At 62.9% G+C, this 21,219-nt stretch carries 15 protein-coding genes; 8 read left to right on the top strand and 7 right to left on the bottom strand.

Annotation, left to right across the window (positions count from 1 at the left end; all coding sequences use genetic code 11):
* Positions 1-50: 50 nt before the first annotated feature.
* From OXI69_07015 to OXI69_07000, 4 genes are all read left to right on the top strand, one after another.
* Complete coding sequence (locus OXI69_07015; protein ID MDE2665883.1) at positions 51-341, top strand: DUF2007 domain-containing protein; 291 nt, start codon at positions 51-53, stop codon at positions 339-341.
* 135 nt (positions 342-476) lie between these two features.
* The gene (locus tag OXI69_07010) at positions 477-1,580 is read left to right on the top strand and encodes a mechanosensitive ion channel family protein (protein ID MDE2665882.1); all 1,104 of its coding nucleotides are present in this window, start codon (positions 477-479) and stop codon (positions 1,578-1,580) included.
* 68 nt (positions 1,581-1,648) lie between these two features.
* Positions 1,649-2,773 carry an AmmeMemoRadiSam system radical SAM enzyme gene (gene amrS / locus OXI69_07005; protein MDE2665881.1) on the top strand — a complete coding sequence of 375 codons (1,125 nt, stop codon included), beginning with the start codon at positions 1,649-1,651 and terminating at the stop codon, positions 2,771-2,773.
* A 132-nt stretch (positions 2,774-2,905) separates the two neighbouring features.
* Positions 2,906-3,988: a site-specific integrase gene (locus tag OXI69_07000; GenBank protein MDE2665880.1), complete on the top strand. Its 1,083-nt coding sequence runs from the start codon at positions 2,906-2,908 to the stop codon at positions 3,986-3,988.
* Positions 3,989-4,072: 84 nt separating this feature from the next.
* Here OXI69_07000 and OXI69_06995 read toward each other — a convergent pair whose 3' ends face one another.
* Complete coding sequence (locus OXI69_06995; protein MDE2665879.1) at positions 4,073-4,918, bottom strand: SAM-dependent methyltransferase; 846 nt, start codon at positions 4,916-4,918, stop codon at positions 4,073-4,075.
* A gap of 1,411 nt (positions 4,919-6,329) precedes the next feature.
* Between OXI69_06995 and OXI69_06990 the strand changes: the two genes are divergently transcribed.
* Both OXI69_06990 and OXI69_06985 read left to right on the top strand, forming a co-directional pair.
* Complete coding sequence (locus OXI69_06990; GenBank protein ID MDE2665878.1) at positions 6,330-6,458, top strand: hypothetical protein; 129 nt, start codon at positions 6,330-6,332, stop codon at positions 6,456-6,458.
* A 356-nt stretch (positions 6,459-6,814) separates the two neighbouring features.
* The gene (locus OXI69_06985; GenBank protein MDE2665877.1) at positions 6,815-7,012 is read left to right on the top strand and encodes a hypothetical protein; all 198 of its coding nucleotides are present in this window, start codon (positions 6,815-6,817) and stop codon (positions 7,010-7,012) included.
* A gap of 1,420 nt (positions 7,013-8,432) precedes the next feature.
* Here OXI69_06985 and OXI69_06980 read toward each other — a convergent pair.
* The 4 genes from OXI69_06980 to chrA form a co-directional block, all read right to left on the bottom strand.
* Positions 8,433-9,332 (bottom strand): ankyrin repeat domain-containing protein, encoded by a 900-nt coding sequence (locus tag OXI69_06980; protein MDE2665876.1) that lies wholly within the window; start codon positions 9,330-9,332, stop codon positions 8,433-8,435.
* 574 nt (positions 9,333-9,906) lie between these two features.
* Positions 9,907-13,131, bottom strand: a complete 3,225-nt coding sequence (locus tag OXI69_06975) for a glycosyl hydrolase (GenBank protein MDE2665875.1) — start codon at positions 13,129-13,131, stop codon at positions 9,907-9,909.
* Positions 13,132-13,333: 202 nt separating this feature from the next.
* On the bottom strand, positions 13,334-15,841 hold the full coding sequence (locus OXI69_06970; protein ID MDE2665874.1) for a TonB-dependent receptor: 2,508 nt from the start codon (positions 15,839-15,841) through the stop codon (positions 13,334-13,336).
* Positions 15,842-16,017: 176 nt separating this feature from the next.
* Positions 16,018-17,220 (bottom strand): chromate efflux transporter, encoded by a 1,203-nt coding sequence (gene chrA / locus OXI69_06965; protein ID MDE2665873.1) that lies wholly within the window; start codon positions 17,218-17,220, stop codon positions 16,018-16,020.
* 182 nt (positions 17,221-17,402) lie between these two features.
* Between chrA and OXI69_06960 the strand changes: the two genes are divergently transcribed.
* Positions 17,403-17,888 carry a cupin domain-containing protein gene (locus tag OXI69_06960; protein MDE2665872.1) on the top strand — a complete coding sequence of 162 codons (486 nt, stop codon included), beginning with the start codon at positions 17,403-17,405 and terminating at the stop codon, positions 17,886-17,888.
* 313 nt (positions 17,889-18,201) lie between these two features.
* Entirely contained in the window at positions 18,202-18,387 is a 186-nt protein-coding gene (locus OXI69_06955) for a hypothetical protein (protein MDE2665871.1), read from the top strand.
* A 321-nt stretch (positions 18,388-18,708) separates the two neighbouring features.
* Here the strand turns inward: OXI69_06955 and OXI69_06950 are convergent, their stop codons facing one another.
* Positions 18,709-20,523 (bottom strand): cation acetate symporter, encoded by a 1,815-nt coding sequence (locus tag OXI69_06950; protein ID MDE2665870.1) that lies wholly within the window; start codon positions 20,521-20,523, stop codon positions 18,709-18,711.
* Complete coding sequence (locus tag OXI69_06945; protein ID MDE2665869.1) at positions 20,520-20,819, bottom strand: DUF4212 domain-containing protein; 300 nt, start codon at positions 20,817-20,819, stop codon at positions 20,520-20,522. The genes OXI69_06950 and OXI69_06945 overlap by 4 nt, the downstream gene beginning before the upstream one ends.
* Positions 20,820-21,219: the final 400 nt, after the last annotated feature.

Below are 21,219 nucleotides of genomic sequence, written 5' to 3'. Positions count from 1 at the left end.
TAAAGGCAGCAAGCGGCTAGCGGCCTTCCAATCCCCGGGTGAATTCTCCGATGACCACCGACCAGGAGTCCGGCCCCCAGCGCTGGGTGATGGTATTCGAGACCACCGACGTGTCCCTGTTGATGCTGGTCAAGTCGGTGCTCGAGGATGCCGGCATCGACTACACGGTGCAGGGCGAGGAAGCCTCGACGCTGTTGCCGCTGGGACCCTTCGGGGCGGGCCTGAGCCGCCACGGCTTCGCAGCCAGAATCCACGTCCCCGAAGACCAGGCTTCGGATGCCGAAGAAGTGCTGGCCGTGCTGGACGAGGAGACGGAAGAGGACGCCGGCGCAGATGATTGAGCGCAAGCCTTCTCCTTGTCGGCATCCGGGGCGGCTCAACCGCTCACGGTTCTCGGGACAAACCCGTTTGTGCAGTCTCCCGATGGCGGACGGCGACCGCTTCCACCGCCACGCGGAAACCGAGGAGGTGCTCCTTTGATCGATTGGACTCAAATTGGCGAGTTCGCGACTCGCTATGCGGGTGCGGGCGCCAAAATTACCGGTCTGTTTCTCCTGGCTTGGATCGCCTCTCGCATGATTCATCACTACGTGCCCAAGCTGCGGATGCGGCTGGTCAGAGTCATGCAATCCCGACGGCACGAGCCGGACGTTGAGCTGGAGAAACGGGCGGCCACCCTGGGGGGCATCTTCCGAAAGACGGTGGTGGTGCTGATCTGGGTGGTGGTCTTCATGATGGCCCTGGAGGAAGCGGGCTTCAACGTGGGACCGCTGCTGGCCGGCGCCGGGGTGGCGGGGCTGGCGGTCGGCTTCGGGGCTCAGAACCTGGTACGGGACGTGATTTCAGGGCTCTTCATGCTGCTCGAGAACCAGGTCCGTGTCAACGACGTGGCCATCATCAACGGCACCGGGGGGCTGGTGGAGCAGATCAACCTGAGAACCACCGTGCTGCGAAGCCTGGACGGCACCGTTCACATCTTTCCCAACGGCACCATCAACACCCTGTCCAACATGACCCAGGAATACTCCTACTACGTCTTCAACATCGGCGTGGCCTACAAGGAGGATACCGACCACGTCTCGACGGTGGTCAGGGAGCTGGCCGACGAGATGATGCAGGAGGAGACCTATAGCTCGTTCATTCTGGCGCCGCTGGAGGTGATGGGGGTGGACGAGTTCGCCGACTCCGCCGTCATGATCAAGGCCCGCATCAAGACCGCGCCCATCAAGCAGTGGATGGTCGGCCGGGAGATGAATCGCCGCATCAAGAAAAGGTTCGACGAGCTGGGCATCGAGATTCCCTTCCCCCACCGCTCCCTCTATTTCGGCGAGGCCAGCAAGGCCTTCGCCACCCGGCCGGTCGGCGCCGATCCCGGCGAAATCAAGGCCATGATCCGCGAAGTGCTGGAGGAAAAGGGCTTGGGAGCCGGAAAGGTGGAACCTGCGAGCCTGACAAAGGCGGCACCCTCCACCCCGAAGCCAAGGGTCCGCCCCCAGCCGGCCAAGCCTCCCGCCGAACGGCGCCCACGCCGGCCGGCTCCCCTGGGAGAAAGCACGGCTGACTCCGAGGGCTACGAATGATCCTTTGAGGGGTCGGCGGCGACCGGTACGGCAGATCCGCTCCGAACTCGAACCGGCGGTGAGATCCGATGCCCAATCTGCAGAACGTCCTGAAACAGAAGGTGAGGGAGGGAGAGCTCTGGGAGCGGCTGGATGAGAAACGCATCCGCTGCTACGCCTGCGGGCACTGTTGCCCGATTCCCGAGGGCCGCCCGGGCGTCTGCCGGGTTCGGTTCAACCGGGGCGGCAAGTTGATGGTCCCCTGGGGATATACCGGAGGGGTGCAGTGCGACCCCATTGAAAAGAAGCCCTTCTTTCACGCCTACCCCGGGGCGCTGGCCTACAGCTTCGGCATGCTGGGCTGCGACCTGCACTGCGCCTACTGTCAGAACTGGGTGACCTCTCAGGCCTTGCGAGACCCGGCGGCGGTAGCGCCCCCGCGCAGGACCACGCCCCAGGCCCTGGCCCGGGCGGCCGTGAGGCAGCGGGCCAGGGTGATCGTGAGCACCTACAACGAGCCGCTGATCACCAGCGAGTGGGCGGTGGCGGTGTTCAGGGAGGCCCGCAAGGAGGGCCTGACCACCGGGTTCGTCTCCAACGGCAACGGCACTCCGGAGGTGCTGGAATACCTCAAACCCTGGGTGGACCTCTACAAGGTGGATCTGAAGAGTTTCCGGGATCGCCAGTACCGCAGACTGGGCGGGCGGCTGCAGCCGATCCTGGAGACCATCTCCAGCCTGTACCGGCAGGGATTCTGGCTGGAAATCGTGACGCTGCTGATACCGGGCTTCAACGATTCAGAGGATGAAGTCCGGCGGCTGGCGGCCTTCCTGGCGGGCGTGTCTCCCGATATTCCCTGGCATGTGACCGCCTTTCACCAGGACTACAAATTGACCGACCCCGACAATACCAGCGCCGAAATGCTGGTGGCGGCGGCCGAGATCGGCCGGCAGGAGGGACTGCGCTACGTCTATGCCGGCAACCGGCCGGGCCGGGTGGGGGATCTGGAGCACTCCTGCTGCCCGGGCTGCCGGACCCTGCTGATCGTGCGGTTCGGCTACCTTATCTTAGGGTACCACCTGACTCCGGAGGGAAACTGTCCGAGCTGCGGCCTGGCCATTCCCGGGCGCTGGGCCCAATCCTTCCAGCCTCAGGTGGCCGCCCATCCCTTCCTGCCCCGACAGGGGATCAACCCACCCCCGCTGTCTTCCTGAAGCCCCTTCCCTACGCAGATTTTTCACCGGCTCGCTGGGCAACGACTGGGATAGTGTTTAACTCCAGTATCCTGCGGCGCTTTATTGAAGAGCCTTCAGCGTCCAAACTGCGCTGGATGGGCCCCGACCTGTTTGAGATCGAACACCGGGGATGATTGCCGCCGCCGGGGGCTCGGTCTCGGCAGCCACGCCCTGGTTCCACTGGCCGCGGCCAGGGAGAAGGTGCTGGTCAACCGCAAGCTCGCTCGTGAGGGTGGAGACCCCCTTGCCGAGAAACGCCGCACCCAAGGCATCCCCACCTTCGCCGCAGCCGCCTCGCGTGTGCTGGAACAGAAGCGGGACGGATGGCGCGGCCGGTGCTACGACCGCGAGTGGATGTCCAACCTGAGGCGTTTCGCATTCCCCCACATCGGCAGCATGCCGGTCTCCGAGGTCAGCAGAGCCGGCCTGCTTGAGATCCTCACCCCTATCTGGCACCGGAAGCCCTCCAGCGCCCGGCGGGTGCGCCAGCGCCTGTGGACGGTCCTGGAATGGGCCGTGGCCATGGAGTACCCCTGCGACCGGATCGGCCCGGTTCTGGGTGCCCGACATGACGTTACCGATCACATGCGGGCCTTGCCCCTTGGGGAGGTGGCTGTGGCAATCCGGACGGTGCAGGCAGCGGTGGCGCCGGAGGTGGCCAAGCCGGCCTTCGGGTTTCTGGTGCTGACGGCGGCCAGGTGGAGTGAGGTGCGGTGGGCCGAGTGGAAGGAGATCGATCGGGAGGCTGGTGTCTGGACCGTCCCGGCCAAGCGGATGAAGGCGAACCGGAAGCACCGGGTGCCGCTGTGTGGACGTGCCCTGGAGATTCTCGAGGCGGCACGGACCTTAGGCCAGGGAGCCGGTCCTCTGGTGTTCACCCGTGGGCAGGGGAAGCCGCTCAATGACAAGGAGCTGCGGTGGCTGGTCCGCGAGCAGGAGATTGCGGCCGTGCCGTACCGGTTCCGCTCCAGCTTCCGGGACTGGGCGGCCGAAGAGACCGGCCATCCCCGGGAGGTGATTGAGGCGGCCCTGGCGCATGTGGTCGGCAACCGGGTCGAGGCGGCCTATGCCCGCTCCGACCTGTTCGAGCGCCGGCGTATCCTGATGAACGACTGGGCGCGCTACCTGACCCAAGGGATCGGTGGCCCGCACCAGATCCAGCAAAGCGACCTCCCCCGGGGCAGGTCGGCTTAAGCCGGACAACCCGGGTTCGGGTTTTCAGCATTTCCGCCTTCCCGGTCGGGTGGAGGCGGTCGGGCGCTGTGGGCCTGCCGGGAGTTACCGCCGCACCCTCTCCAAGACGCAATACCGATAGAGCTTGAGCGTCTCGCGCCAGTCCTCGGGGTAGGCGGCCACCGTCTCCGTCTGCCCGTATTCCTCGGCCAACTCCGAGAACGAACCCGACTCAACGACTCTGAGCGGCGTCTCGTTCTCAAACACGGCCAGGTCGGAAAAGCCCGTGGGGAATGAGGCGCTCATCGCCCGTTCCACCCCCTCAATGCGCTCACGGTCCTGCGGGTCTATGGATTCGCGATCCTGCAGGTCGAGCGCGAAGTAGTCGAAGGCGATGCGGAACGAAGGCATCGAATCGGCGAGGCGATCGAGGAACGGCACGACGCTCCCGGGAGGCAGGTACATGGTGTTGCCTTCCCAGACGATCAGCGTGGAAGCGGCCGGGGCGAAGCCGAGTTCCGCGAGGCTGGAGGGGATGTCGGCGTGGAGGTAGTTGGTGAGGAGCGAGGGGGGCTGAGCGAGTCCGCTCCGCCCCAGAATCCCACGCTTGAAATCGAGGATGGCCTTCTGGTCGACCTCGAAGAAAGCGATGTCCTGATTGCCGTACTGGTGGGCCCGCATGTCGAAGCCGCCGCCGAGCAGCACGACCTGGCGGGCGCCGGCCGCGATCCCGCGCTCGACGAAGCCGTTGAAGTAGCGGGTGCGGAAGCGGACCATGGTGGTCGACGGCGGAAAGGCGATGTCCAGTTGCCGCGCGGCGCCACGGGCGCGCTCGTTGGAGAACCATCTGGCATACGGGTCGCTGAACAGAGGCTCCGGCTTTTCATCCTCCAACGCGCGGATGGACGCGATGACGAATGCGGTCGCCCCGATTTCGTTGATGTCGGTCATCTCGCTCCTCTCTCGAAGGCACAGTAGCTGTCTCCTCCGTCCTGACCAGCCTGGTGCCTCTTCGGGCTCGGAGGCGGCCTGCTTCGCCCGAGGGGCGCGGGTGACCACAACGGTGCGCCGCTGCGTTAGGAGCGCACCGGTGCGGGGGTTCGGGGGCTGCGCCCCCGTGCGTCCGCTGCTCCGTCAGCGGCGCGAGAGGCCGGGGGCTCGAAGGGGGGCGCAGCATCCCCTCGCCAGCCCCAATGTACTACATTGGTAGGCTGGCTCCCCTTTATTACGCGTTGCGGCACCGGCCCCGCTGTCCCCGCCTCGCGACAGGAAGCGCGCCCGGACCCGCTCCCTCCTCTTCCGGAGAACGCGACCGCATGCGGGTCCCGATCCCCGACGGTGAGGTCTCCTCACAACATCCTCCTCCCCTCCAAGGCTGTGGAAGCAACAGCAATCCTATCGAGTCGGGATCGGTTGAGTCAAGGCCCTGGATCGGGACAAGTGACTGATTATTCGGACACTTATGGACGACAGCGGATGCCGGTGGACCGTATGGGAGGGCCATGGAAAGACTCCCGGCCTTGCCGCAAGGAGTTGCCCGGCCTGAAGACGGATGCCCGCGCCGCAACGATCGGGCCAGTGCCCTGGCCGGCCGGAGACATGGGCGAGGACGACAAAGAGGTCCTCATGTTCCGCCAAGCCATCACTCATACCGATTGGGGCACCGTCGAACGCCATGGCGGCTTCGATGTCGTCATGGAGAAGGTCGTCCAATGGGAGCAGGCACCCCCGGGCTCCAACGGCCGCGAAATGATCGACGATTTCCGCCTCCGGGGGTCAAGGCCGTGGCGTCGTAGAGGTGGCCCACTGACAAAACGGGGGTGGCTCACCTATAGCCCGTTTACATTCCTAAGGTGCTGTTTCTAAATGACCTAGTACGAAACATTCAACTCCAACCCTTGGGGTTAAGCAGTTGTGAATGATTGTCGATGCACTCGACGGGCTGGGGCATTCTTGCAGGGTCTACCCCAGCGTTGATAGCATCTACATATTGAGCTTTTTCCTGGGACTTTGCCTTTTGGCAATTGATAATCGCCTCTACCAGTTGTTTGTGGGAGGGCAGGGCAAATCCGTAATGAGCGCCATCGTCGAAAGATGGCGGGGCAGCGACGTCAAGAATCTTCCCCTTTATAGAATTTTCGTCGTAGAGAGAGACAATCTTCCGAAGGGTGTTGATGGTCTCTTGTCAGGGTTCAGTTAAATGCTCTTGGAAAGGTGGACAGGTGATTATCTTTTGGGTGCTGCTGGCCTGGCTGGTGATGGAGTTCCTCTTTTCCTATGGGAGAACCATCAGGGAATTCTACGAGGAGGAGCTGGAGCGCTAGGAGCTCGAGCTGGAGAAGTCAAAAGGAGGTGAGCGAACGTGAGAAAGCTGTTCTACAAGATGTTCGTGCTGATCAGAGAAGTCTGGGCAGTCCGGCACCGAGACAGGCTCATGCAGCGCCGTCTAGAGGCGAACTACGGAGACCAGTGGAAGAAGCCGAAGAAGTAATTCTGCTTTTTGTCGCATCATGGGTGGATGAATAGCGAGGACCACCATGAAACTGCTAACGGTAATTTTCGTTCTGCTCGCGGTCGGATGCAACACATCCAGAGAACCTTGCCCGGATTTGAGGGAAGTCGAGGTCAGGGTCTACCAGGTGAAGGGAGACAGCAAAAAACTGATTGGGAGATTTCATGCAGCCGGCGGCACATTCACAGTAAGCTCGTAACTGCCCGAACCGGATATTCCTTCCAAACCGGCAGCGCTGGTGGTATTTCGGTCGAAAACTGAATCAGGCGAGAAGATCATCACAGAGTTTTTTGTAAGCGATACGATAGTGGCAGAACACACCAAGGCAGAACACAATGTCGACCAAAACCCGCCGCAAAGAGGTTCGGCTTGTTCCGAACCTCTACCAGCCGACAAAGGCAGAAGTTGAGCCGGTCGAACCACCGTTGAACAATGCCGATGGTTCGGTCGTGACACTTGAGCAGATCGCCCGATCTGTGCTTGAACCTGTTACTCTGATTACAACCGAGCACCCCAAGTCAGAGGCGGCGTAGTTTCTGCGAGGCTGTCCAAAACTCCGTTCCTCTATTTGTGCCAGAAGTTTAGACCAACGGTGCGGGAGGAGAGAGCGGGCAACCTCACCAATTCGCATGAAAAAGCCAGTTGCTACATTCATGGTGATTCTGCTCACCCTCGGTTCACTATCGAACCTTCTTGGGATGGTTCTATCTCCCCTGCTGCCTCTACTACTCATTCTTGGTGCATTTATTGGAGTGGCACACTACGTGCATACCAAGTCACTGCAGCCTTCATCCGAACGGGAACCCGACCTGGGAACCGAACATCCGATAAGAATTCACAAATTGGTTCCGGATGAACCTGGACCCGGTTTCTCTGATGCCGACGGTTGATCCGGGACTTCCGTATAAAATTCCCAAACCAATCCCACTGATCCTCTCGCACGATCCTATTAAACAAGCCCTTGACGACACTCAGGGATTCTCTCACTAGAGGATCAGCTTAACGTACCGTACTCTTGGGTTCCAAAGCCCGGAGAGTACACTCAGCCGCGACGTAGCGACTCTTATGGACAGCTGGCCTTGGACGCGACATGCCGAAGCCCCATCTTTTCAGAGACGACCGGAAACAAGGGGTTGTCATTTTTCATAGTCAAGGATGCTATCGCACCTTCGGAGGGTGGTCGGAGGCCTGTGGACTGGTCGCCATGGTTGCGGGTGGCGCGCACTTCGTCGAGAGCTGTTGGTCGGGGGACGGGGGCTGCCCGGTGTCCTTCAGTCGCCGCTTGAGCATGAGCCCTGTGGAGTTGGCCAACAGCGGCAGCATTGATCGACGATTTCCGCCTCCGGGGGCAAGGACGTGGCGTCGTATGGGTGAAACGGCTACAACGCAGCGATGTTCACTCAGCCGTTTCCCGATTTCGACACCCTAGACGCTTTGCTGTCAAAGGGTGGAGCCCTCGCCGTTGTGGTTTGGGACTTTCCCGAAATGCCGCACCAGGCACAGGATCACACGGATTCCCCTCGTCCGCTAAGGGAACGCGAAGCGAGGCTGCGCCTCGCGGGTCCTCGTCCCGCCCAGCGCAACGGCGCGCCGCACGGGAGGGGAGAAAGTGGAGGGAGCGACCCTGTACCTTTCCGAGAAGGACCTATTGCGGATAATCGCGTAGAGGTTGGGCAGACCGCCGAGAGCAACCGAGAGCGACCTTGTGTCCTGGAACACTTAAGGGGGACGTGTGCCTCGGCGGTTGAGCCATCGATGGAAGCCCAGTGTGGAGGGTTGGCCGTTTCACCTCACAGTTCACGGTTAACCCTCCCCCTCCGGGGGTCGCTCCCTCGACCGTGATTCCTGGCGGGAAGGCTGTTGAGTCGGCCAGGAAGCCGACTCGAACAACAGCAGACCACAGATGCCCTGAACGGGTTGGACGGGCGTTGGCTTGCCTCAGGCGCTTTGCGCTCAGTTTACGATATACACGACCATAGCCGCGACCAGGGGCAATGTGACTGGGTTCAACACAGGTGACCAATCCCGTTTCTTCGGGTCCCCGCCCGCCTCTATCAGGATGTCAATGACTTCGGGATGGGCGTTGGACTTGATTGCCTGGGTCAGCGGAGTCTTTCCGACCCGAAATGTTCCTGTTCGTGCATTGGGGTCGGCGCCGGCTTCCACCAGAGCAGAAACAATGGCCGGATGAGCCCCCCACTCGATAGCGTGGAACAGGGGGGTCTGCCGGCTGGGATACTTGTCGCCGTGGGCGTTGGGATCAGCGCCGGCTTTCACCAGAGCGGTGATGATGGCTGGATTCGAGTTCCCTCGGGCCGCAAAATGGAGGGGGGTCAAGCCGAACCTGTTTTTCGACTTCGGGTCGGCTCCCGCCTTGAGCAGGGCGTCCAGGACCTCGGGATTCGTGTTCTGTTCCGCCGCCATGTCGAGGGGTGTCCTGCCGTGTTTGCCATGGGCCCGGGCCCTCGGGTTGGCGCCGGCCTCGAGCAGGGCGGCGACCACGCCGGGGTTTTCGTTTATGGCGGCGGCCCTATGCAGCGGATTCTCCCCATTTCGGCCCACTGATCTGAAGTCTGCGCCCGCTTGGATCAGCGCAGCGATGACGGCGGGACGTTGGGTGTGTGCGGCGGCCAGATGCAGCGGGATACGCCCCTTTGCATCCCTGTCGTTGGGATCGGCTCCTGATTCCAGGCAGGCTGTGACCTCCTCGACCGAAGCCTGTTTGAAGAAATCCACCGTATTCCACTCGGCGCAGCCAGCGCCCCTGTCTGCTGGAGTTTCGCCGCCGAGTGCGATTGCAGATCCCCCCATAAACACCATCAGCGTCAAAACGATCATCGGTTGCGATCTCATGACTTGACCTCCTCCTTAACACACGGTAGATGCGACTTTTGTATCTATACCCATATAAACATGCGAAACGGGGATCGATTACAACTTTTTTAGGGGAAGGGAATAGTTTAGGACTGCCTGAGTCTGCTTGGGGCCTACTGGTGGTGGTGTAGGCGAGGCTTGGCTGACGGAGCGAGACCCAGGCGAATTGCAGACCTGCCGGGTTGGCAAAAGCGTGCCTACCTGCGCGGTGCAGGCGGATGTTGCAGAAACCCTTCATCCCTACTCAAATTTCGAGGCGGGCCGGGGAGTGTGCCCCCTGCCGGGGAGGCGGTGAGGTTTATTGAAGGCCTGAATTGCAGCACGGGCAGCGTGCCATTCCGCTTGAAGGCCTCGGACTCAGGATTGAAACTCGGCTGACCTGTCTGCCAACATCCAAGATAGCCCAGTGGATTCCGGTTCAATGAGAGGGATTCAATGAGGGGATTGAAACAGAACAATCCACATTAAGTCTATTATAATGAGCAGGTACAAGTTTTTTGGTTTAGTCGCCGCATTCGCGGCTCGCTGCCCCCCCTGGCTGGCGCCAGGAGTCCTACTCGATTTCCAGCGGCGCAAATCCCGCCTCGCGGGCCAGTTTGTTGAAGGAGGCCGCCTCGCCTTGGCACAGTTCCCGCAGCCGGGCGATCTGAACGTCGATCTGGGCGCAGATTTCGTCAAAGACCTCGTAGGCCTGCCTGGGCGGGGCGGCATCGGCAATGCCGACCACGGCCACCAGGCCCCCCAGCTTGGCGTTCAGGCGGTTGGGGTGGCGCAGCCGGTCGAAGGGGGTCTTGTCCTTGGTCTGTATCAAGGCCTTTTCGATGGAATCCAGTTGATCTCTCAGGGTCTTGGCTTTTTCGGAGACGGGACTCGGCCCTTCCTGCTCACCTTGGCTCACCTTCCCGGAGCGCCGCGTCCACTCGGCCAGTTGCTCTTGCAGGCGGCGGGTGCGGTTGATGGCCCCATTGGTCTCCGAGAGCTTGTCCCGGATTCTGCACCACAACTCGAACTGTGCCTGAAAGTCCTCGGGCGTTGCCTCCACCCGGGGGTCCTTGAGGATCTCGAAGCTTTCGGTACAGGTCCGCCCGCCCGCGGTCAGACGGACCCCATAGGCGCCGGGAGGTGCCAGGGGGCCGTTCCCGCTTTTCTCGCGCGTGCCGAAGAGGGTGGACTGGTCTTTGTCCCGTTCCTCCACTTTCTCGGCGTCGGGGTAGTGCATGTCCCAGACGAACCGGTTCAGTCCGGGACAAGCGGTGATGTAACGGTCTGCCTTGGCAGAGGCCTCCGCGCCTTCGTCCTGCTCCGACTCCTCCGGCTTGCTGGTGAAGGTCTTGATCTCGCGGCCGTCGGCGTCGAGAAAGGTCAAGGCGATGGGCTCGCCGGGCGCCTCGGCCAGCAGGTAGTAGACGATGACACCCGAGGGCGGGTTCTGGCCGGCGTCCAGGAAGCGGCGAACCGCTTCGCCCTCGGAGGTCTCATCCTGGTAGTAGCAGGCGTTGCCCCCCAGTCCCAACATGTAGTTCTTTCCCTTGTCGGCGAACATGTTGACGCTCCAGTTCAGCCGGGTGCGATAGGTGGGACGGGGAGGGAACAGGCCGGCGGCGGCCCCGGCGGCCTGGGCGTCCAGCCGGCGCAAGGGGGTCAAGTCGTCCAGGATCCAGAAGGAACGCCCGTGGGTGCCGGCCACCAGGTCGGAGTCCTTGATCTTGAGGTCGTAGACCGGCACCACCGGGAGATTGTTCCGCAGCGGCTGCCAGTGTTCTCCGTCGTCGAAGGTGACGAAGACCCCGGTCTCGGTGCCGACGAAAAGCAGGCCCGCACGGACGGGGTCGGCTCTCACCACCCGGGTGATCTGGTCCTGGGGAAAGTCCCCGGTGACGCTGCGCCAGCTCCGGCCGTAGTCTTCGGTCTTGTAGAGGTAGGGGCGGTAGTCGTCCAGCTTGTAACGGGTGGCGGAGACATAAGCCGAGGCCGGGTCCAGGGGGGAGACCTCCACGCAACCCACGTAGGACCATTCCGGAAGCTCCGGCGGAGTGATGTTGTCCCAGTTGCCGCCACCGTCTCGGGAGAGATGGACCAGTCCATCGTCGGTGCCTGCCCAGAACACGCCCGGCTCGTGCTTCGACTCCACGAAGGTGGAGAGGGTGGCATACCCTTCAGCGCCGCTGGCGTCCTTGGTGACGGGCCCCCCGGAAGCCTCCAGCTTGGTGGGGTCGTTCCGGGACAGGTCCGGACTGATGGCTTCCCAACTGCCGCCGCCGTCGAGGCTGCGGAAAAGGAGGTTTCCGCCGGCATAGAGCACGTTGGGATCGTGGGGTGAAATGGCGATGGGATAGGTCCAGGCGAAGCGGTACTTGAGGTCTTTGGGCGCCCAGCCCGTCGACTCCTCGGGCCAGACGTTCACCAGGCGGATCTGCCCGGTCTTGCGATCATAACGCTGCAACACCCCGTTGCCCCCCGGCGAGCTCCCTATCGCCCCCAGATAGACGATGTCCGGGTTCTCGGGGTGGACGGCGATGAATCCGCTCTCCCCGGTGCCGGGGGAAAAGCAGTGGCCCCAGGCGATGGCGCCGTACTCGGTGGCGCTGGGAACGCAAATGGAGGCGTTGTCCTGCTGGGTGGCGTAGACCCGGTAGGGGTATTGGTTGTCGATATCGATGCGGTAGAGCTGCGCCGTGAGCTGGTTGTAGATGTTCGACCAGCTCCGGCCGCCGTTGAAGGAGACACAGGCGCCCCCGTCGTTCCCCTGAACCAGGTGACGGGGATCCTTCGGGTCGATCCAAAGGTCGTGGTTGTCTCCGTGGGGGGTGGTCACCTGCTCGAAGCGGCGGCCGCCGTCGGTGGACTTCCACATCTTGAGGTTGGTGACGTAGACGGTGTCGGCGTGGCAGGGGTCGGCGAAGACGTGGCAGTAGTACCAGGGCCGGTGGATCAGGTCGCGGTTGTCGCTGACCCGCTGCCACCGCTGTCCGCCGTCATCCGACCGGTAGAGGCCTTCCTGCTGCGATTCCACGATGGCCCAGACCCGGTCCGCCTGGGCCGGTGAGACAGCCACGCCGATCTTTCCCTTGATCCCCTTGGGCAGCCCCTCGTTGTCGCTGATCTCGGTCCAGGTGTCGCCGCCGTCGGTGGACTTGAAAAGGCCGCTGTCGGGTCCCCCGCTGGAGAGGGACCAGAAGTTACGGTAGGTCTCCCAGATGGAGGCGTAGAGCAGGCGGGGGTTGTTGGCGTCCATGGCCAGATCCACCGCACCGGCCTTGGGGCTGCGGTAGAGCACCTTCTCCCAGTTGCGGCCGCCGTCCCTGGAGCGGTAGACGCCCCGTTCCGGGTTGGGGCCGAAGGCGTGGCCCAGGGCTGCCACGTAGACCAGGTCGGGATCGTTCGGATGGACGCGGATCTCGCCGATGTGCCGAGTCTCCTCCAGTCCCAGGTGGGTCCAGGTCTTGCCTGCGTCGGTGGACTTGTAGACCCCGTCCCCGTAGGAGACGTCCAGGCGGATGGTGGTTTCGCCGGTGCCGGCGTAGATGACGTTGGGGTCCGAGGGAGCCACTGCCAGGGCGCCGATGGAGGAGGTGTTCAAGAAGCCGTCGGAGACGTTCTCCCAGTAGGTGCCCCCGTCGGTGGTCTTCCACACTCCACCGGCCACGGCTCCGAAATAGGCGGTCATGGGTTCCACCGGGTCACCCGCCACGGCCACCACCCGGCCGCCGCGCGGGGGGCCGATGCAGCGCCACTGGAGGTCCTGCAAGAAGCTGGGATCGTAGGGGGGAATGCTCATGAGCGGGGCTCCCTTCTGAGGAGGGGCGGCCCGCATGTCCGCGGAGCCGCCGGAAATAGGACGGAGACCATTATATATGGAGCCCTTTGCAAAATTCCGCAGGTAGTGAATAGGGGACGTTGTTGAATTACTGGAATAACTTCGATCAGCCTCTGTCGAATCGCTTTGATTCAACAACCTCCCCGGAGCTGTCGTGTCGGTGTTACCAGTACCAGCGGACCTTGGCGCTCAAGGTGCGGGGCTGTACCACGCGGGTCCCTACAAAGACGGATTGGAAGTTGTAGAGCGCCGTGCGATTGGTCAGGTTGGCCGCCTGGAAAACCAGGTCCCAGACGCGGCGGTCGCCGCGAATATGCCGGTAGCCGACGGTAGCATCCAGGATAGTCCTGGCCTTGACCCGAGGCGGGTCCGAGGTCAGGTTGACCAGGGGCAATTGATCGAAGTAGTCCGGGTCCCGGGCCACCTGGGCCGGGTCGGAGGGATTGGGCACCAGACCACTGTCGTAGCGAACCTGCCAGCTCGTCCACCAGTTCCGGCGCGGGCGGTAGGTGAGCAGGCCGCTGACCGCCAGTTTCTGGTCGTGGTCGATCACGAAGGGCCCTTCGCTCAAGAGGTCCAGCGTGGCACTGCCCAGGAAGAGGCCGCCGGTAAAGGGCGGGGTGACAACCACGTGATAGTGGGTGGTGCTGACCGAGCCGCCGAACCGGTGAATTTCCGGGAGGGTGAGCCGGGTCTCGAATCCGTTGACGTTGGAGCGGGCCAGCGAGGTGGGGAAGATGATTCCGGTATTGAGGAAGTTGTCATTGTCCTGCAGATCGCGGGAATCCTTGTGAAAAAACACGGCGTTCAGACTGGCCCGGTCGGCCAACCTCTGCTGCAGCCCCACCTCGTAGACGTTCTGGCGCTGGGGACCGATCAGGATGACCCCGCCGCTGAGGTCGCGCCTCACATCCGGAGGGGCCAAGCGTCCGGACGCAACCGAGTTGGACAGCAGCAGGTTTTCGTTAGGCGGAGTCTGGTAGTTCCGGTTGTAGGAGGCCCGCAGCACGGTTCCGGTCTCTCTGAGATGGTAGGCCACACCCAGGCGGGGCTGGAATTGAGATCCAACCGTCAGGAATCGGTAGCGATCGTAGCGACCGCCCAGGTTGAGCTGGAACCGGCCCAGCTTGATGCGGTCCTGCAGAAAGACGGTCTGCAGTTGGCCGGCCCCCCTGTCGGTAAAGCGGAACCAACGCCCGCCTCGGGTGAGGTCGAAGGGAGCCAGGTTGGGATTGAAGTCCCGCGACACAGGAGGGTTGAAGCCGGAGTCGGTAATTGCGAAAAAGAAGTTCTCGCTGACCGGAAAATACTGGTAGTCGAAGCCGATCTTCCAATGGTGCCGGCCGCGCAGGAGGTTGAAGCGGTTGAAGGTGGAGAAGGTCGACAGGTGCCGGGCCAGCGAGGCCGTCACCGGAGTGTCTCCCGGGCTGGGGAAGAGTTGGGCCACCGTGGTTCGGTAGGAGGTGGTGGAATCGAAGGTGGTCGAGGGAGAGATCAGGCGGACCCAGCCCAGCGAAACCGCCGCGTCGCGCAAGTGGCGCCTCTGTTGCTGGCCGTTCAGGTGCTGGGACCTCAGGTTGGCCAACTGGAAGGACGAGCGCCCGGCCAGCAGGCTCACCCGAAGACTGTCCTTGGGGGTGGCGTGGTAGTCCAGCCGCAGGAAGCCGCGCTCGGCGTTGCCGCCGTTGTGGAGGTTGTCGAGCGAGGGGCTGTCGAGGAAACGATTGCTCTTCACGGCCGACACCGAGCCGAAGTAACCCAGCTTTTCCCCGGCCCCGCCCAGCTGCAGGATGGCCGATCCGGTGTCGAACTGGGCGGCGCCGAGCTCGAGCATCCCGAAGAAATCGCCTCCCCCATCGAAGCCCGAATGGGTAGTGATGTTGGCCACCCCCGAAACCTTGCTGCCGTAGTCCGGCGGAATGTCCCCGGTGTAAAGCTCGAGGGATTGCACCATGGATGGATCGATGGAGGTCGCGAACGAGCCGGTGAATTGATCGCTGATGGGCATGCCGTCGACCACATAGGTCATCTGATTGTGGGCTCCCCGGGGATGAACGGCTCCGTTGGCATTGGCGGCGAACCCGGGGAAGTTGAGCAGGATTCCCTCCAGTCCTCGGGCCCCGGCCTGGACGGGCATTTGCTCGATGGCCGCGCGGTTGAGCTCGGTGCGGGTCCCGGTGGCCTCGGTATCGATCAGCGTGATTCGCTCCACCAGGGAGACGTCAATGGCCTCTTGTTGAGTCGCCAGCGAGAGCTGGACCGGGATGAGGACGGGGACGTTGGAGCGAAGTTGAACGGCCTGGGTGTGGGTGGCGAAGCCGGAATGGCTTACCTGCAGCTCATAGGTCTGGAAGGGAACGTTGACGATCTGGAAGGAGCCACCGGAACGTGTGGTGGTTTGGCGCTCGAAACCGGTCAGGAAATTGGTCAAACGGACATTGGCGCCGGAGACGGGGGCTCCCAGCGGATCGACCACCGTTCCGCTCAGTTGCGCGGTTGCCTGAGCCCTGGCCTGCCAGGGGACGGTGAGAATCAGCAGGATTCCAGAAAGGATTGAATAGACCATCGCCTGGATTCCCGCCAATGCCATGGCGGGTGGCAGGAGATTTTCCCGGCTCGAGGATTGCCGGGAATTGCCGGTGAAACGCCTGCCTGGGACACTCCGCCGCATCCCCCTGTCCTCCTGGAGCCATCGGGCCCAATCTCTTCCTCGGAAGCATGCTCGCCCGCCTGTTCATCCAAGCTTTTGCAAGCTTAAAATAAAGTTTAGATAAGGCTAAATATTCTGTCAACGGTTATGTGAGCGGGACCGGGAAGGGGAGGAAACATCGGCCGCAAGGCCGCCGGTCAGGTCGCAACCAGCGACAGCAGCCATCCCAGCACGCCGCCCCCGACCACGACCCAGGCCAGGTTCACTTTCCAGCGGAGACCGATCAGGGTGGCCGCCACGGCGATCAGCCAGACCGGCCAGGCGGTGAGAGTGGCCTGGCCCAGCTTCACGGTCACGGCCGCCATCAGCGCCACGGCGCTGACGTTGACCGCGTCCAGAAAGGCAGCCGTCCAGGGTGAATTGCGCAGGCGGGGAATCCAGGGATTGACCAGGGCGACAAAGAGGAAGGAGGGAGCGAAAATGGCAGTGGTCGCCACCGCCGCCCCACCGGCTCCGGCGATCATGTAGCCGATGAAGGTTGCGGTGGATAAAACGGGTCCAGGGGTGAACTGACCGATGGCAATGGCGTCCAGCAGCTCCTGCTGAGTCAGCCAGCCATATTCGTGGACCAGGCCGCCCTGCAGAAACGCAACCAGCACGTAACCGCTTCCGTAGAGGACGGCGCCGACCTTCAGGAAGAAGAGGCCCAGCTTCCACAACGAGGCCGAGGCTGCTCCCGCCCCGCCTGCACCCGCGGCGGCCAGCAACACCCCGACGTTCTTGCTCCCCCATTGTCCCAACCAGGCTCCCGCGACCACCGGAACAATCTTTCCCCGTCGTGATCGAAACGCCTGGGGCACCCGCAACCAGAGCATGCCGGCCACGCCCCCCAGCAGCAGGGCGGCCACCTCGTTGACCTGCAGCAGGGAAGCTGCCAGAACGGCGGCGCCGATGACCCCGAGCGACCAGGTCTTGCAGGCCTTCTTCCCCAGCCGCCAGACGGAAACCGCGATGATGGCCACCACGGCCGGCTTGATCCCCAACAGCCAGGGTGCGACCTGGGGAAGTTGGCCAAAATGGACGTATATCCAGGCCAGGCCGGCCGTCAAGCCTACAGCAGGCAAAATGAAGCAGATCCCCGCAACCGCCAGGCCGCTCCAACCGGCTCTGACATAGCCGAGATGGATGGCCATCTCGGTTGAGTTGGGACCGGGGATCAGGTTGGTGGCGCCCAACAGATCCAGGAAGCGCTGGCGCGTCAGCCAGCCGCGCCGCGCCACCACCTCCTCTTCCATCATGGCGATGTGGGCCGCCGGCCCCCCGAAGCCCAGGACTCCCAGCTTCAGGAAAACCAGGGCCAGCTCCTTGAGGCGGGCGAGGGCGCTTGGGCTTGGGGTCATGGCTTACAGGGAGTGGGTCCGACAAGGGTCGGAGAGGATGCTAACACAGATCCGGCCCCGGAAGCGGGATGGGGAAAAGAGTTGGGTCCGTCGATCGGACTCGACTATGATGCCGCCGGACCCGGTGGTTCCGGGGGTTCGGAATTTCCGGGACAGAGACCGGAACCGACGAGGACACGAAAATGACGCTGGCCAATTGGAAGACTCAAGCTTACAGCGGGATTCAAAGCCTGCTTTTCAACAACCCCCATCGGGTTATCGAGTTCAGCGTCGCTCAGAGCGACGGAAGCCGGCGCAACCGGGCGGAAATTCCGGCCCCGGTACGAAGGCTTTATGAAACCGAGGCGCCGGAGGAGCGAACATGCCTGCAGACGACCCAGTTCGTCCACCACATGATGATCCCGCCCGGGGGGCGTCATGTGGCCGAACTCCACATCCACCCCGATGCCGAAGAGATCCTGGTGGTGACCCGGGGAAGTGGCCAGGCTCGCATTGACGGCCGCAACCATCCGGTGGCGAGGGAGGACGTGCTCTATGTCCCTCCCGGAGCCGAGCACGAAATTCGTAACACCAGCGAGGAGATTTTGGGTATACTGTTCATCAACGTGCCGACGGGAGAAGGTCTGAAGAAGCTGCTGTCGGCCCAGGGGAAGACCAAGAGCCCTTGATCCCCTCGCACCGCCGGCTCAAAATTGGACCGGGGCGGTGCATCGCCGAAGTGATGTGGCGATCGACTCGGTCTGGTTGCAATTCGGTTTTCCCACCGACGACGAGCAGGAGTTTTTAGAGAGACCCTCCCGGCAGGATCCTTAACGCTTCCCCACCAGGCAGCCGTTCCTCCCATCAGGATTCATCCTGAGACGATGCAACTTTCCGCACGGAAAAGACATCTTGGTAGGAGGCACGTCACTGTCCCCGGTTGAAACGGGACAAGCTCTGGCGCCTGCCGGCATGATGTGATCGATTGAAGGAGCGTATTGAATGTTTGTGACTTGCCCCAAATGCAACCGGGGACTTACCGTCAAGGAACTGGTGACCGATTCTCACCAGTGCAGCCCGGAGAAGCCCTCCAACCAAGCCGCGCGGTCCACGAGGATCCCCCGCAACCCGAAGTACATCAAGGACAACTTCGATTCCCTGGTTGCGGCCGCCCTGAAGAACTCCTGACAGTTCTCCTCCCCAACCCCCCGGCGCCTGTCGGTCGTCAATGCTCGGAAGCGGACTCGATGGCCACCGCCGGGGTCTCGCCCGCCTTTCTCACCAGGGGGCGTGATGATGGCGCAGGCCTTTTCCCCTCAGCGCGTGCTCGCGACCGAAGAGCGTAGCGGTTTCTACGGTCGAGGGAGCCTGTGCGCGCTGAGGGGAAAAGGACAAGCCAGGGCGCGCCCAGCACCGTGTGTCACTGCGAGGCATTCCACTCGGACCAACAAGTTGCTGAAAATAAATGGCCGTTCATTATGAATCCAGCGACCTGGTGAGAAAGGCGGGCTAACCCTCGGGCTCGCGCACCGAATCCACCAGGTTCTTGACTTCGTCGCTCGGCTCCCGGCAGAAGGGCGTCAGTCCTAGCGTCACCAGGAAATTGAGAGCCATGCCGATGGCTCCGATGCCCTGAGGGCTGATCCCCTTCTCGAAGACGCCGAAGGTCCAGGGGGCCATTCCTCCGTAGACGCTGGCCACGATGTAGAAGCTGGTGAAGGCCAGGCCCACGATCATCCCAGCCACGGCCGGCACCGTCCCCACCCGTTTGTGGAAGATGCCCAGGACGATGGCCGGAAAGAAGGAGGCGGCCGCCAAGCCGAAGGCGAAGGCCACCACCTGGCTGACGAAGCCGGGAGGAAAGATGCCGAAGAGTCCTGCCACCACCACCGCCACCCCGATGACGCTGCGCCCCACCAGCAGCCGTTGCTTCTCGCTGGCGGCAGGGTTGATCACCCGGGCGTAGAGGTCGTGAGCCACGGCCGAGGAGATGACCAGCAGCAGCCCCGAGGCGGTGGACAGGGCTGCCGCCAGTCCTCCCGCGGCCACCAGCGCCACAATCCAGGCGAAGAGCTCCGCCATCTCGGGAGTGGCCAGCACGATGATGTCGCGGTCCGGGCCGGTGAGCTTGGCCTCCCGGAACAGGGGACGCCAGTCGCGACCCTCCGCGCCGCCTGAGGCGATCCACTCCTGATGGCTCCGGGTGATCTGAGCCAGGGACATCGATTCACCCCCAACCACCACCCTGCCGGCCTTGTAGCTGAAGATTTCGTTGTCCGCGCCCCCGGAGTAGCGCAGCCGGCGGTCGCCGTCGTCCAGCCACAGGATCAGGCCGGTCTTCTCCCAACTTCGGAACCAGTCCGGCAATTGCGCGGCCGTCCTGCCCTGAAGCGAGTCGATCATGTAATAGCGGGCGAAGGCTCCGGTGGCCGGCGCCGTCAGATAGAGCAGGGAAATGAAGAACAGGGCCCAGAAGGCCGATGTACGGGCCGCCCGCACGGTCTTCACGGTGTAGAAGCGCACGATGACGTGGGGAAGACCGGCGGTGCCGGCCATCAGGGCCAGGGTCACCAGGAAGACATTGGCCATGTCCCAAGGACCGTCGAAGGCCGCCGTGTAGCTGGAGAAGCCGAGGTCGGCATGGATCTTGTCCAGCTTGTCCAGCAGGTAACCGCCCTCGAGCAGCTCCGCTCCCAGTCCTATCTGGGGAAAGGCATGCCCGGTCAGGCGGATGCTGATGGCGATGGCGGGAATGAGGAAGGCCGTGATCAACACCCAATACTGGGCCACCTGGGTCCAGGTGATCCCTTTCATACCTCCAAGGGTGGCGTAGATGAAGACGATGGCCATGCCGATGGCGACGCCCACGTTGATGTCCACTTCCAGGAAGCGGGAAAAGACCACGCCCACCCCGCGCATCTGCCCGGCCACGTAGGTGAAGCTGACGAACAGCGCCGAGATCACCGCCACCAGGCGCGCCGTATTGGAGGCGTAGCGGTCGCCGATGAAATCGGGGACGGTGAAGTGGCCGAACTTGCGGAGATAGGGCGCCAGCAGGAGGGCCAGCAGCACGTAGCCGCCGGTCCATCCCATCAGGTACATCCCGCCGGCGTATCCCATGAAGCTGATCAGCCCGGCCATGGAGATGAAGGAAGCCGCGCTCATCCAATCGGCCGCGGTGGCCATGCCGTTGGCCGCCGCCGGAACCCCCCGCCCTGCCACGTAAAAACCCTGGGTGTCCCGCACCCGACTGAGCCAGGCGATGAGCAGGTACAAGCCGAAGCTCAATCCCACAAAAACGAAGGTCCAGCCGCTGACGGTCATGGATGCTCCTCCCCACCGCCCTGCTTCAGCCTTTCCATCTCGGCGTGGTGCCTGGCGTCAAGCCGGTTGAGCAGCAGCGAATAGATCAGTATCAGGAGCACGAAGACGATGATGGATCCCTGCTGGGCAAACCAGAAACCCAAGGGATAGCCCCCCAGGCTGTAGGCGTTGAGAGCATCGGCGAAGAGGACCCCGCAACCCAGGCCGGCGACCGCCCAGACGGCCAGCAACATCATCATGATCTTCAGGTTGGTGCGCCAGTAGCGCTTCAGCGACTCCTGGAGAGCCGGGTTCAGGCGCGCGGGCCGGGTCGGGCCGGGTGCGTCTTCCGACGGTATCTGGTGGGACATGTTATTCCCCTGGTTAAGCTGAAGAATCGACGCAAAGGCGCCCATGTTACCAGCATTTGTTGGGTTTCGGAACGCCGCATTGTCCCCCTCCGGCTCGACGACGGGCTGGATCTCCTGGGTGGCAATCTCGCCGATTCCGTCCCCCCACCGGTTCGACTGCGGGCGGAGCCCTTGTCTCTGTGCAATCCATTCATGGTTTACACAATAAACCGCATACATGGTTTACACGGGCAGTCTTCTTTATGTAGGGCTAAGCATATCTCCAAGGGGGTCGATGGGCAACGAGCGGGCGTGCTCCGCAGGGAGGGCGGAGCCCGACCGAAGGAGCACTCCCGGCTTCACTCCC

Source organism: Acidobacteriota bacterium (genome assembly GCA_028875575.1).
Classification (GTDB): Bacteria; Acidobacteriota; Terriglobia; order Versatilivoradales; family Versatilivoraceae; genus Versatilivorator.
This window is presented reverse-complemented; position numbering and strand designations above follow the sequence as displayed.

What these genes read in the sequence shown, in the direction of transcription:
- OXI69_07015 (MDE2665883.1), top strand. Translation starts at nt 51, where the DNA reads ATGACCACCGACCAGGAGTCCGGCCCCCAGCGCTGGGTGATGGTATTC.
- amrS (MDE2665881.1), top strand. Translation starts at nt 1,649, where the DNA reads ATGCCCAATCTGCAGAACGTCCTGAAACAGAAGGTGAGGGAGGGAGAG.
- OXI69_06995 (MDE2665879.1), bottom strand. Translation starts at nt 4,918, where the DNA reads ATGACCGACATCAACGAAATCGGGGCGACCGCATTCGTCATCGCGTCC.
- OXI69_06985 (MDE2665877.1), top strand. Translation starts at nt 6,815, where the DNA reads ATGTCGACCAAAACCCGCCGCAAAGAGGTTCGGCTTGTTCCGAACCTC.
- OXI69_06980 (MDE2665876.1), bottom strand. Translation starts at nt 9,332, where the DNA reads ATGAGATCGCAACCGATGATCGTTTTGACGCTGATGGTGTTTATGGGG.
- OXI69_06975 (MDE2665875.1), bottom strand. Translation starts at nt 13,131, where the DNA reads ATGAGCATTCCCCCCTACGATCCCAGCTTCTTGCAGGACCTCCAGTGG.
- OXI69_06970 (MDE2665874.1), bottom strand. Translation starts at nt 15,841, where the DNA reads ATGCGGCGGAGTGTCCCAGGCAGGCGTTTCACCGGCAATTCCCGGCAA.
- chrA (MDE2665873.1), bottom strand. Translation starts at nt 17,220, where the DNA reads ATGACCCCAAGCCCAAGCGCCCTCGCCCGCCTCAAGGAGCTGGCCCTG.
- OXI69_06960 (MDE2665872.1), top strand. Translation starts at nt 17,403, where the DNA reads ATGACGCTGGCCAATTGGAAGACTCAAGCTTACAGCGGGATTCAAAGC.
- OXI69_06955 (MDE2665871.1), top strand. Translation starts at nt 18,202, where the DNA reads ATGTTTGTGACTTGCCCCAAATGCAACCGGGGACTTACCGTCAAGGAA.
- OXI69_06950 (MDE2665870.1), bottom strand. Translation starts at nt 20,523, where the DNA reads ATGACCGTCAGCGGCTGGACCTTCGTTTTTGTGGGATTGAGCTTCGGC.